At 66.5% G+C, this 11,139-nt stretch carries 12 protein-coding genes; 6 read left to right on the forward strand and 6 right to left on the reverse strand.

From position 1 onward, the window contains the following. Positions 1–3: 3 nt before the first annotated feature. Positions 4–1,707 carry an MNIO family bufferin maturase gene (gene bufB, locus ACRQ5J_RS08320; RefSeq protein ID WP_432382517.1) on the forward strand — a complete coding sequence of 568 codons (1,704 nt, stop codon included), beginning with the start codon at positions 4–6 and terminating at the stop codon, positions 1,705–1,707. Here bufB and ACRQ5J_RS08325 read toward each other — a convergent pair. Further along, the gene (locus ACRQ5J_RS08325) at positions 1,681–1,953 is read right to left on the reverse strand and encodes a DUF883 family protein (protein ID WP_432382519.1); all 273 of its coding nucleotides are present in this window, start codon (positions 1,951–1,953) and stop codon (positions 1,681–1,683) included. The genes bufB and ACRQ5J_RS08325 overlap by 27 nt on opposite strands. Before the next feature lie 164 nt (positions 1,954–2,117). After that, positions 2,118–2,336 carry an RNA-binding S4 domain-containing protein gene (locus ACRQ5J_RS08330; RefSeq protein ID WP_432382521.1) on the reverse strand — a complete coding sequence of 73 codons (219 nt, stop codon included), beginning with the start codon at positions 2,334–2,336 and terminating at the stop codon, positions 2,118–2,120. A gap of 184 nt (positions 2,337–2,520) precedes the next feature. Here ACRQ5J_RS08330 and ACRQ5J_RS08335 point away from each other — a divergent pair, with 184 nt between their 5' ends. After that, positions 2,521–3,441, forward strand: coding sequence for a hypothetical protein (locus ACRQ5J_RS08335; RefSeq protein WP_432382522.1), 921 nt, complete (start codon positions 2,521–2,523; stop codon positions 3,439–3,441). On the opposite strand, the gene fumC is transcribed toward ACRQ5J_RS08335, so the two are convergent. Continuing rightward, positions 3,438–4,835 carry a class II fumarate hydratase gene (gene fumC, locus ACRQ5J_RS08340; RefSeq protein ID WP_432382524.1) on the reverse strand — a complete coding sequence of 466 codons (1,398 nt, stop codon included), beginning with the start codon at positions 4,833–4,835 and terminating at the stop codon, positions 3,438–3,440. The two genes, ACRQ5J_RS08335 and fumC, sit on opposite strands and share 4 nt — an antisense overlap. 118 nt (positions 4,836–4,953) lie before the next feature. On the opposite strand from fumC, the gene ACRQ5J_RS08345 reads away from it, so the two are divergent. Both ACRQ5J_RS08345 and ACRQ5J_RS08350 read left to right on the forward strand, forming a co-directional pair. Further along, positions 4,954–6,831, forward strand: coding sequence for a type IV pilus assembly protein FimV (locus ACRQ5J_RS08345; protein ID WP_432382526.1), 1,878 nt, complete (start codon positions 4,954–4,956; stop codon positions 6,829–6,831). Between the two features lie 123 nt (positions 6,832–6,954). Further along, entirely contained in the window at positions 6,955–8,172 is a 1,218-nt protein-coding gene (locus ACRQ5J_RS08350) for an aminotransferase class I/II-fold pyridoxal phosphate-dependent enzyme (RefSeq protein WP_432382527.1), read from the forward strand. Positions 8,173–8,262: 90 nt separating this feature from the next. Here ACRQ5J_RS08350 and ACRQ5J_RS08355 read toward each other — a convergent pair whose 3' ends face one another. The 3 genes from ACRQ5J_RS08355 to ACRQ5J_RS08365 all read right to left on the reverse strand — a co-directional run bounded on the left by ACRQ5J_RS08355 (position 8,263) and on the right by ACRQ5J_RS08365 (position 9,912). Next, a complete protein-coding gene (locus ACRQ5J_RS08355; RefSeq protein WP_432382528.1) occupies positions 8,263–8,541 on the reverse strand; it encodes a flagellar protein FliT in 279 nt (92 codons plus the stop codon). A 155-nt stretch (positions 8,542–8,696) separates the two neighbouring features. Next, positions 8,697–9,524 carry an HDOD domain-containing protein gene (locus ACRQ5J_RS08360; RefSeq protein ID WP_432382530.1) on the reverse strand — a complete coding sequence of 276 codons (828 nt, stop codon included), beginning with the start codon at positions 9,522–9,524 and terminating at the stop codon, positions 8,697–8,699. A gap of 94 nt (positions 9,525–9,618) precedes the next feature. Next, complete coding sequence (locus ACRQ5J_RS08365) at positions 9,619–9,912, reverse strand: hypothetical protein (RefSeq protein WP_432382531.1); 294 nt, start codon at positions 9,910–9,912, stop codon at positions 9,619–9,621. Positions 9,913–10,159: 247 nt separating this feature from the next. On the opposite strand from ACRQ5J_RS08365, the gene ACRQ5J_RS08370 reads away from it, so the two are divergent. Next, positions 10,160–10,798 (forward strand): class I SAM-dependent DNA methyltransferase, encoded by a 639-nt coding sequence (locus tag ACRQ5J_RS08370; protein WP_432382533.1) that lies wholly within the window; start codon positions 10,160–10,162, stop codon positions 10,796–10,798. Between the two features lie 68 nt (positions 10,799–10,866). Continuing rightward, positions 10,867–11,058 carry a CsbD family protein gene (locus ACRQ5J_RS08375; protein WP_432382535.1) on the forward strand — a complete coding sequence of 64 codons (192 nt, stop codon included), beginning with the start codon at positions 10,867–10,869 and terminating at the stop codon, positions 11,056–11,058. Positions 11,059–11,139: the final 81 nt, after the last annotated feature.

Consider the following 11,139-nt stretch of genomic DNA (forward strand, 5'->3'; position numbering starts at 1 on the left):
GCCGTGACTGCGGTGATGGGCGGCCTTGGCCTCGGCGTGGGCGTTGGCCTGAGGGCGCCGCATTACCGCGCATTTCTCGACCAGCGGCCGCGCGTCGGCTGGCTGGAGGTTCATAGCGAGAATTATCTTGATGCCGGCGGCTGGGACTGGCATGTGCTGGAGCGTTTGCGCGCCGATTATCCGGTCAGCCTGCACGGCGTGGGGTTGGGGCTGGGCTCGGCGCAAGGGTTTTCCGACTCGCATTTGCAGCGCGTACGCGCGCTGGTGGCGCGGGTGCAGCCGGCGCTGGTGTCCGAGCATTTGTGCTGGGGGGCGGTGGCCGGGCGGCAGTTGCACGATTTGCTGCCGCTGGTGCTGGACCGGGCGGCGCTCGACCTGATGGCGGCGCGCGTGGCGCGGGTGCAGGATGCGCTCGGGCAGCGCTTGTTGCTGGAGAATGTGTCGAGCTATGTGCGCTTCCATGCGGATGCGATGAGCGAGGCGGAGTTTCTGGCCGCGCTGGCGGCGCGCACCGGCTGTGGGCTGCTGCTCGATATCAATAATTTGTACGTGAACCAGTGCAACCATGGCGAGGATGCGCTGGCGGCCATGGCGGCGATCGCGCCCGGCATGGTGGGCGAACTGCATCTGGCCGGGCATCTGGTGACGCCGCAGGCGGTGATCGATCATCACGGCGACCGCGTGGCGGAGCCGGTCTGGCGCCTGTATGAGGCCGCCTTGCAGCGCTTCGGCGCGGCGCCGACCCTGATTGAATGGGATAGCGCCATACCGCCGCTGGACGTACTGCTGGCCGAGGCCGCCAAAGCCGAAACCCTGCACGCCCGCGCGCCGGCCGTGAGCGCCGCGCCGGCCCCGCGTTGCCCGGCCCCTCGCACGGATACCGCGGCAGCAGCGCCGCACGTGGCTGCTGCGCCCGGCGATGGCGATGGCGATGGCCTGGCGGCGGGGCAGCGCTTGTTTGCCGGCGCGCTGTTCGATGCCGCACTGGGCGCGCCGTTGCTGGCGCAGTGCAAGCCGGCGCACGCCGAGCAGCGACTCGCCTTGTATCGCGGCAATCAGACCGAGACGTGGCGCAAGACGCTGGCGGCTGCGTTTCCAGTCGTGCTGGCGCTGGTCGGCGAAGAGTTTTTCGGCGGCCTGGCGCGTGCCTACGGGCGCGCGCTGCCGCCCGATAATCCTGATCTGAATCAATTCGGGGCCAGTTTCGCCGCTTTCCTGCGCGACTTCGCGCCTGCCGCCGAGCTGCCTTACCTGGCCGACATGGCGGCGCTGGAATGGGCGCTGCACCGCGCCCATTATGCGCCGGCGACGCCGGCGGTCGATGCCGGCTGGCTGGCGGCGCTGTCGCCCGGCGAAGTTGAGGCCGCCACGTTCCGGCTCCATCCGGCTGCGCAGCTGCTGTCGTCGGCTCATGCGGTGGCGCCGCTGTGGCTGGCGCACCAGCCCGGCAGCGGCGTGGCGTTTCCGCAAGACATGCGGCAAGCCAGCCACGCGCTGGTGGCGCGGCCGCAGTGGACCCCGCTATTGGCGCCGCTAGGCGCGGCCGCCCACGCGGCGCTGACGGCGCTGGCGCAAGGGCAAAGCTTCGGCGCCGCGCTCGATGCGGCGTTCGCGCTGCAGGACGATTTTGATGTGACGGCCAGCCTGCAACAGTGGCTGGCGCTGGGCGTGCTGGTGGCGTCAGACGTCGCGCTTGAAGGCGCGTAGCAGCTTGGCCTCGCCGGTAAGGTCGCGGTGCAGCCGGCTGGCGATGGCGGTCAGCTCGATCATGCGGTCGATCTGCACGTCTTCGAAGCGCGCCAGTTCGGCGGTGGCGTTGTGCAGCGCCTGGGCCAGCTTGTCGCGCGCCGCCTGATACAGCGCGCCGTGGTAGTCGCCGGTGTTCTTCAGCAGTTCTTCGGCGTTTTCGATGACCTGGCGTAAGTCGTCCAGCAGGCTTTCCTGGCTGGGCATGCTGGGTTCCTGCGCGTCCATGACATCCCCCCGGTGAGCTACTGGTTGAAAAGACAAGCATCCGTCAGCCCACTATAGCGGGGCCGGCGGCGCCGGATTTGCGCCAGATCAAACGCCGGCGCGTCTGCCCATCTTAACTGATTATTTCTTTCGGGAAAAATAAATTACGCGCTGACCACAGTTATTTGCACGTCACCGAGGCTGACCCGCTGGCCGGCGCGGATCTTGGCGGTCTTGCGCAGTTCCTGCTTGCCGTCGACCTTGACGTCGCCGCTGGCAACGATCTGCTTGCCGGCGCCGCCGCTGTCGCACAGGCCGACCAGTTTTAACAACTGGTTGAGCTCGACAAATTCCCCGTTCAATTCGAAACTTACTTTCTGCATTTTATCCTCTGCTGCCGTGATGTGAAGCCGGCGTTGCCGCGCCCATGAGCTAGTGTAGCGGCATTCCGACAGGCGCGCAGTTTACCTTATTGCTTGTCATTGCTAGGTAGAAAAGAAGTTGCTATTCTGATTTTGACTGCTGAAGTTTTAAGCAGGGCGCAACGACCTTCGAGCGAGTTGCATCATGAATAAGCTTGCCTTTGCCGCAGCCGTGCTGGGCTGCCTTGCCGCCGTCCACGCCGCCGCCGATCCGTTGGCGCCGGTTTCTCCGTTCGATACGCGCGCCGATGCCGCCTTGCTGTTCGCGGCGGCCGACCGCCAGGCGGCGCTGGCCGAGGCGCTGGGCGGCGCCGTCACGCCGCGCTGGCGGGTCGGCATGACGCCGCTGCCCGATCCGCTGCGGCCGGCGCCGGAGCCGCGCCGCCAGCGCTATTTGAGCGGCGCCGAGTTTGAGCAGAAGATGGGACGCGGAACCGGCATCGTCAGCGTCGGCCTGTTGCGCGAGGCTGGCGGCGCGCCCGGCATGCAGAGCATGTCGATGCTGCTCAATACGCGGCCGACCACGCGCTTTACCTCGCTGTCGCTGGGTTATGCGCTGTCGCCGCGCAATGCGCTGGTGGCGATGGCCTCGTATGGCAAGACCGAGGGCATCGGCAGCCCCGATAGCTTGCTGGCGCAGGTGTCGGCGGTGCGCACGCTGGCTTATAGCATCGGCTATGCGCGGCGGCTGGACGACCGCGACCGGCTGGCGGTGACGTGGTCGATGCCGGCGCGGGTGCGCGGCGGCGCGCTCGACTACAGCGGCGCGGCCGCTGGCGTGGGTAGCGCCGGTGGCGCGGCCAGCATGGCCGGGGCGGGCGGCACGGCTGGCATGGCGGCCGGCGGCAGCGCCGGGACGTATGGCATGGCGCTGGGCGCGCCGCGCTTGAACCTGCGGCCGACCGCCGTTGAGCGCGACCTGGAGTTCAGCTACACGCGCGCCTTCGGCCGTGACGGCGGCCGCGGCCGCCTGACCGGGGCGGTGATGTGGCGCGTCAACCCCGGCCACGACGCCAACGCGCGGCCGGACCTGCTGACCGGGGTGCGCTATTCCTACGGTTTTTAGCCCTTGGCGCCCGGCCGGGTCATGTCCAGCGGCACGATCCATTGGGCGAACTGCTCGGCCGTGACGTAGCCCAGCGCCAGCGCCGCCTCCTGCAGCGTGCTGCCTTCGTGCTGCGCCTTTTTGGCGATGGCGGCGGCCTTGTCGTAGCCGATGTGCGGCGCCAGCGCCGTCACCAGCATCAGCGAGCGCTCCATCAGCTCGGCGATGCGGGCGCGGTTCGGTTCGATGCCGTGCACGCAGTGCTCGTCGAAGCTACGCATGCCGTCGGCCAGCAGGCGTGCGCTTTGCAGGAAGTTGTGGGCGATCAGCGGCTTGTAGACGTTCAGTTCGAAGTTGCCGGAGGCGCCGCCCATGGTGATGGCGACGTCGTTGCCGAACACCTGGCAGGCCAGCATGGTCAGCGCCTCGCATTGGGTCGGGTTGACCTTGCCCGGCATGATCGAGCTGCCCGGCTCGTTTTCGGGGATGGTGATTTCGCCCAGGCCCGAGCGCGGGCCGGAGGCCATCCAGCGCACGTCGTTGGCGATTTTCATCAGCGCGGCGGCCAGCGTTTTGAGCGCGCCGTGGGCGCTGAGCAGGGCGTCGTGGCCGGCCAGCGCGGCAAATTTGTTGTCGGCGCTCTCGAACGGCAGCCCCAGCGCCTGTGCCAGTTCGGCGGCGATGCGGCCGGCGTATTCCGGGTGCGCGTTGAGGCCGGTGCCGACGGCGGTGCCGCCGGCCGCCAGTTGCAGCACGCCGGGCAGGGCGGCGCTGATGGCGCGCTCGGCGAAGTCGAGGTGGGCGACGTAGCCGGAAAATTCCTGGCCCAGCGTCAGCGGCGTGGCGTCCTGCAGGTGGGTGCGGCCGATCTTGACGATGTCGGCGAAGGCGTCGACCTTGCTTTGCAGGCTGGCCCGCAGCTGGCGCAGCGCCGGCAGCACGTTGTTGGCCAGCGCCTGGGCGGCGGCGACGTGGATGGCGGTGGGGAAGATGTCGTTGGACGACTGGCCCTTGTTGACGTCGTCGTTGGGGTGCAGCTTGCGCGCCTCGCCGCGCACGCCGCCCATCAGCTCGGAGCCGCGGTTGGCCAGCACTTCGTTCATATTCATATTCGACTGGGTGCCAGAGCCGGTCTGCCAGACGGCCAGCGGGAATTCGCCTGGGTGGCGGTTGGCCAGCACTTCGTCGGCGGCCTGGGTGATGGCGCTGGCCTTGGCGCCGTCCAGCAGGCCGAGGTCGAGGTTGACGCGGGCGGCGGCGCGCTTGACGCTGGCCAGCGCGTGGATCAATTCGACCGGCATTTTTTCGCTGGAGATGCGGAAGTGTTCCAGCGAGCGCTGGGTTTGCGCGCCCCACAGTTGCGCGTCGGGCACGTCGATCGGGCCGAAACTGTCTTTTTCGCTACGGGTGCTCATGTGAATCCTAGGTAGGGAAGGGAAGGTGAATGAGTGTAGCGCAGTTTGGAAAAATTAACCGAGGGCTACAAAAACGCGAAATCGCGCCGTTATAGCTGTTACACTTTTTGGAATGATGATGCAGCACAAGCTCCTGACCTTGCTAATTTGTTCATGGCTGGGCGCCGTTCAGGCGGCCGAGCTGGGCGATGTCGCGCCGCGTTCGTATATCGGCCAGCCGCTGGCGGCCGATATCGACCTACTGGCGCTGACGCCGGACGAGCTGGCCAATCTGCAGGTGCGGCTGGCCGACGCCAATGTGTATCGCGGCGCCAATGTGGCGATGAATCCGGCCTTGGCGACGGTACGCGTGCAGGTGGAGCGGCGCGGCCAGAAGCCGGTGCTGCATGTGACGACTACCCGGCCGGTCGAGGCCGATTATGTGCATTTGTATTTGCGGCTGGGGGCGCCGGGACGGCAGGATGTGCGGCTGGCAACCGTGTGGCTGCAGCCTGATCCGAATCCGGCACCGCCGCCGCAACCTGCCGTGCCGCCGGCCAGCACGCTGACCCCGGCCCAGGCGGAGCAGATCGCCGCGCAGGCCAGGGCCACCCGCGAAACCGCTGCCAGGGATGCGGCGCTGAAAGAGGCCGCGAGCAAGGCGTCTGCGGCGAAAGAGGGCGTGGCGAAGGAGGCGGCGCGTGATGCGGCGGCGCCGACGAAGGAGGGCGTGTCGAAGGAGGTCGCGGCGCGCGATGCGGTAGCGCCGTCGAAGGAGGGGGCGGTGAGGGAGGCGGCGCGCGATGCGGCAGCGCCGGTGAAGGAGGCTGCGGCGAAGGCGGCGTCGGACGAGGCGGCCAGGCAGGCTGCTGCGGCGCCGGTGCGCGACCGCAGCAAACCAGCGCCGTTGCCGTCGATGCATGAGGCGGAAACCGGTACGCCCGGCGAGGTGAAGGCTGCTGCGGCCGCGCGCCGTATCGCCGGCGTGTGGGTGACCGCCGACGGCAAGCCGACCCGCGCGCCGACAAGTGCGGACGCGGCGCCAGTGCCGGAAGGCGTGGCGCAAGCCTTGCTGCCGTTGGCGCCGCTGCCGCTGCCCAAAGGCGTCAAGCGGCCGGCGCCACGGGCGTGCGCGCCGACCGGCATGAGCGCCAAGGAGTGCCAGGCGCTCGATGCGCATAACGCTGAATTGTCCAGCAAACTGGTTGAGCTGGAGGGCAAGATGCGCGCGTTGCAAGGCGCGCTGGGCGGCGCGGCGCCGGCCGCCCTGGCAGCCGCGTCGAAAGCGACGCCCGCCAGCGATTCGCCAGCCACGGCTGCATCGCCGGCTGCAAAGGCCGGTGTGGCGCCCGGCGCGGCAGCCGCTTCCGGAGCGACGTCGAGCAACATAGCCGCTTCGAGCAACGTAGGGCCGTCCGGCGCAATGTCGGCGACGGCCAGCTTGTCGACACAAGCGGCGCCGGAGGCGCATGCGGCCAAGGCCACGGCCGGCGAGGGCGCCTCGGCGCAGCCGGGGGCGGGCGCCGCGGACAAGGGCGGCAAGACTGACGGGGCGCATAGCGCGGTTGCGAATGCTGACAGCGTTGCGGGCGCTGGCGCGGCGTCAGCATCTGGCGCATCGCCCGCATCGGCTGCGTCGGTCGCGTCGGCTGCATCGGCGGCATCGGGCGAGGCCGGTGCAGCGGACGCGGCGGCGGCGGCGCCGGTGGCGACCAAGCAGGTTCGCGTGTTGCCCAAGCTGAAGTACAAGAAGGAGAAGCCGCCCGAGCCGCAGACCGATTACACGCTGCCGCTGGTCGCCGGCGGCGTCGGCTTGCTGGCGCTGCTGGGCGCGGGCTTCTTCTGGTGGCGCAAGAAAAAATCCGGCAAGGGGCCGCTGAAGATCTGGCAAGGCTTCCGCAAGAAGAAGGCGCCCGACGCCGCACCGACCGCCGCCGAACCGGCTGGCGCGCCCGCCGCGCCGGCATCGGCGCCTGCCGCCGCTGCGACCGCCATGGCCGAGCCGGTGGCGCAGTAATGCGTTTTGCGCATGCGCTCATGCGATATGTGCATAAGCATATAGCTGTAAGCTCTGTCTGATGGCTCTCTTTCTGGGGTATAGTGTTTGGCGCTAATTTCCCACCATTGAAAGACTTCCCACATGAGCGCAGCAGCAGATTACCAAGCCCAATACCAAGCCTTCAAACAACTCGGCCTCAAGCTCGATATGTCGCGCGGCAAGCCGGCGCCAGCGCAGCTCGACCTGTCCAACGCCTTGGCCGACGCGCTGGCCAGCTACAAGGCCGCCGACGGCACCGACGCCCGCAACTACGGCGGCAGCGTCGGCCTGCCGGAAGCGCGTGCACTGTTTGCCGAGCTGCTCGCGGTGCCTGCCGCGCAGGTGGTGGTCGACAGCAGCGCCAGCCTGTCGCTGATGCACGATGTGATCGTCTACGCGCTGCTGAATGGCGTGCCGGGTCACGCGCCATGGGTGCAGAACCCGGTCACCTTCCTGTGCCCGGTGCCGGGCTATGACCGCCATTTCGCCATCTGCGAGGCGCGCGGCATCAAGATGATTAATGTGCCGATGAACGACGACGGCCCCGACATGGATGTGGTCGAGAAGCTGGTGGCCGAGGACGCCAGCATCAAGGGCATGTGGGTGGTGCCGAAGTACAGCAATCCGGGCGGCGTGGTGTTCTCCGACCAGGTGGTGCAGCGCCTGGCCGCGATGAAAACCGCCGCGCCGGACTTCCGCCTGCTGTGGGACGACGCTTACCGCTTCCACCATCTGGGCGAGCAGAAGCTCGCGGTGGCCAGCATCCTGGACGCTTGCGCCGAGGCTGGCAACCCGGACCGCGCGATTGTGTTTGCCTCGTCGTCGAAGATCAGCTGGGCCGGTTCGGGCGTGGCTGCGCTGGCGGCGTCGCCGGCCAATATCGCCTGGTGGACCAAGCATGCCGGCTTCCGCAGCATCGGCCCGGACAAGATCAACCAGTTGCGCCATGTGGCGTTCCTGAAGGACCTGCCGACGGTGGAGGCGTTGATGGAAAAACATCGCCAGCTGCTGAAGCCGAAGTTTGATGCAGTGCTGGAGCAGTTCCAGGCGCTGCTGGGGGATGTGCCGGGCGTGTCGTGGACTCGTCCGCAAGGCGGCTATTTCATCGATCTGGTGACGCCGGACGGTGCGGCCAAGCGCACTGTGGCGCTGGCCAAGGAGGCCGGCATTACGCTGACGCCGGCCGGCGCGGCTTTCCCGTATGGGCTTGATCCGAAGGATAGGCATATCCGCATCGCGCCGAGCTTCCCGTCGCTGGAGGAGATCAATCAGGCGGCCCAGGGGATTGCGCTGTCGCTGCGGGTGGCGTTGGCGGGATAAGCACGTGGTTCCCGCGCGGGCGGGAATTCGTGCCGGGCGTCCGGTGGGCGCTCTATGGATTCCCGCCTGCGCGGGAATGACGGAGGGGGATTACTGGCGGGTGAGGCCGGGGACGGCGTTCATCCACGGCTCGGTGATGTCGCGGATTTCGCGGTCGTTGGCGAGGATTTGTTTCAGCAGGTCGATCTTGCGCAGACGCTGGCCGCCGCTCAGGGCCGGCACGCCGGCGCCGGCGGCGCGCGCCTCGGTGGCGCATTGGCCTTCCAGCTTGCCCAGGCGGTCCAGGTCTCCGATGCGTGCAGCGGCGGCCATTTGATTGGTCAAACCGGCAATGTTTTCGTACATCGAGAGAACGTCGGAAGAGGTCATATACCCACCTGGCAAAAGTTAAGCGGAGTACCGCATGTCTTGATTAACGTCGCCTCGCGGGGGAACTTTAGGGTTTTTTTGAAAAAAATCTGAAAAAAATCGAAAAAAAATCCGCCTGCAGCTAAACAGGCGGATTTTGATGATGGAAGAATAACTTATTTGACCAACTCTTCCAGGCCGGCGCTCAGTTCGTCCGGCGGCGGCATGTCGTCGACCAGCGCGTTGTCTTCCAGGCCCAGCTCCTCGGCCAGGTCGACCGGGTAGCAGGCGGCGATTTCCTCGTCGTTCAGGCCGGCCTGGGCCACGCGGGCGCGCCATGCGGCCAGCGCCACCACGGCGGCCAGGCGGTTCAGTTCGCCATTATGGTGGGGGTCCGGGAAGGCCGAGATGGTTTCCGAGAAGGCGGCCGGGAATTTCCAGCGCTTGGCCAGCTCGGCGCCGACGTCGGCGAAGGTGAAGCCCAGCGATTGCTGTTCAGCGTCGAGGCGGCGCGGGTCCATCGGGCCGGCCACCTTGTCCAGCGCCATCGCGTGTTCCGGCGCGGCCGAGTGGATCACCAGCTGGCCGATGGCGTGCATCATGCCGATGGTGAAGGCGAGGTCGGTGTTTTCCTTGGTTTTCTTGGCGATCCATTTGGCCGCCACGGCGGTGTGCAGGCTGTATTTCCAGAACTGCTTGAGGTCGAGGCCGGGCACGGTCTTGAAGCCGCTCACCAGGCCGGAGCTGATGACCAGCGTGCGCACGGTAACGAAACCGAGCATCAGCACGGCGTCTTCGACGGTGCCGATGCTGCGCGAGACGTGGTAGTAGGCCGAATTGGCCAGGCGCAGCAGCTTGGCGCTCAGCACCGGATCCGTCGACAGTTTTTTTGCAATCTCTTCGGTCGAGACGCTGGCCTTGTCGAAGCTGCTGATCAGCTCTTCCACGACCTTGGGCGCGGTAGGCAACGCAGTCGGATTCTGGAACAGGGCATCAAGTTTCATATTTAATCTCCTTGGTGATAGTCGCGTTGCTATAGGCTAACTATATAGGGATTCTTCGATTACCAGAAGAGATTTGGGCCGCATTCGTCGCTTTTCAGTGATCGTCGTCGAGCAGGTCATGGGCGCGGCGCTGTTTCGGAAAACGCCGCTCGGTGATGGTAGTCGGTTGGTGGTCAACGTGCTGGATCAGCAGCATGGCGGCGTTCAAGGTGGTGTTCATGGCCTTGGCCGCCTTCGCGACCGCTTCGGCCGGCGACAGCGGCTGCTTGTCGAGGCGCCTGGCGATGTGCGCGCGCAGCTGCGCGGCGTTACTCCAGTGACGTTCGTCGGGCAGCAGCACCCACAGGTCACGCCAGGCATTGCGGCCGTCGCCGGTGATCTCGGTCACCGAACAGCTGCTTCCATTGGTAGCCGCGCAGCAGCGAGCGCACGGCAGCGCTTTGCGCCATCCACAGCTTGAGTGCGCAGGTCTCCGCTTCGGTCGGCGACAGCGTGCTGGCTGTTTTGTGCAGATGAGAAAGTAGCTCGGCATATACAGCCGGGGGTATAAAATCAATGCGTGCGGCATCCGTGCTCGTTTGGATGTCGCACTCAATCAGGCAATAGGAGCAGGGTAGGTATTCTCATGGCAATTTATGGATAAGATACAAGACATCACGCAGGCGACGCTGCGCCACTACGAGGCGACGGCTGAGCAGTTCTTCGCCGGCACCATCGATCACGATGTGAGCCAGAACATCGCCGCCTTGTTGCAGGCGATCCAGTCGACAGCGCCGTATCGGCTGCTGGACCTGGGCTGCGGGCCGGGCCGCGATTTGAAGGCGTTCAAAGCGCTCGGGCACGAGCCGGTCGGCGTCGACGGCTCGGCGCGTTTCGTCGAGATGGCGCGCGCCTACAGCGGCTGCGAGGTGTGGCAGCAGGATTTCGTCGGACTGGATTTGCCGGCGCGGCATTTCGACGGCATCTACGCCAATGCCTCGCTGTTCCACGTGCCGCGCGCGGCGCTGCCGCAAGTGCTGCGCGACCTGCATGCCGCGTTGAAGACCGGCGGCGTGCTGTTCAGCTCCAATCCGCGCGGCGACAACCGCGAAGGCTGGACCGGCGCGCGCTACGGCAGCTACCACGACTACCCCGCCTGGGAGCGTTACGTGACCGCAGCGGGATTCGAAGCAGTCGAGCATTACTACCGCCCAACAGGCCTGCCGCGCGAACAACAGCCATGGCTGGCCAGTGTTTGGCGTTGTGTACGTGAGCGCACGGAAGCGCGAGCATGAACAGCCTATAGTGGAGTCCATGCACACAGCACTGGGCTGTGTGTCCTTTAGCTAATAAGGAGTTCATCATGAACAAGGACCAAGTCAAAGGCAAGGCCAAAGAAGTCGGCGGCAAAATCCAGGAAGAGGCTGGCAAGCTGGTAGGCAGCTCGGAGCAGCAGGCCAAAGGCCTGAACAAGCAGGCTGAAGGCAAAATCCAGAAAGGCTACGGCGACGCGAAAGAAGCCGTCGAGGATGTGGTCAAAGGCAACCGCAACTAATTGCGCTAACTACGTCGTTCCCGCGCAGGCGGGAATCCATAGGGTGTTGGCAAACCAGCGCTCCATGGATTCCCGCCTGCG

The sequence above is a fragment of the Duganella sp. P38 genome (genome assembly GCF_050859475.1).
Taxonomy (GTDB): Bacteria; Pseudomonadota; Gammaproteobacteria; order Burkholderiales; family Burkholderiaceae_D; genus Rugamonas.

Excerpts from the sequence above, each read along its gene's own strand:
- ACRQ5J_RS08350 (WP_432382527.1), top strand. The coding sequence starts at position 6,955 with ATGAGCGCAGCAGCAGATTACCAAGCCCAATACCAAGCCTTCAAACAA.
- ACRQ5J_RS08370 (WP_432382533.1), top strand. The coding sequence starts at position 10,160 with ATGGATAAGATACAAGACATCACGCAGGCGACGCTGCGCCACTACGAG.
- fumC (WP_432382524.1), bottom strand. The coding sequence starts at position 4,835 with ATGAGCACCCGTAGCGAAAAAGACAGTTTCGGCCCGATCGACGTGCCC.
- ACRQ5J_RS08335 (WP_432382522.1), top strand. The coding sequence starts at position 2,521 with ATGAATAAGCTTGCCTTTGCCGCAGCCGTGCTGGGCTGCCTTGCCGCC.
- ACRQ5J_RS08355 (WP_432382528.1), bottom strand. The coding sequence starts at position 8,541 with ATGACCTCTTCCGACGTTCTCTCGATGTACGAAAACATTGCCGGTTTG.
- ACRQ5J_RS08325 (WP_432382519.1), bottom strand. The coding sequence starts at position 1,953 with ATGCCCAGCCAGGAAAGCCTGCTGGACGACTTACGCCAGGTCATCGAA.
- ACRQ5J_RS08345 (WP_432382526.1), top strand. The coding sequence starts at position 4,954 with ATGCAGCACAAGCTCCTGACCTTGCTAATTTGTTCATGGCTGGGCGCC.
- ACRQ5J_RS08330 (WP_432382521.1), bottom strand. The coding sequence starts at position 2,336 with ATGCAGAAAGTAAGTTTCGAATTGAACGGGGAATTTGTCGAGCTCAAC.
- ACRQ5J_RS08375 (WP_432382535.1), top strand. The coding sequence starts at position 10,867 with ATGAACAAGGACCAAGTCAAAGGCAAGGCCAAAGAAGTCGGCGGCAAA.
- ACRQ5J_RS08360 (WP_432382530.1), bottom strand. The coding sequence starts at position 9,524 with ATGAAACTTGATGCCCTGTTCCAGAATCCGACTGCGTTGCCTACCGCG.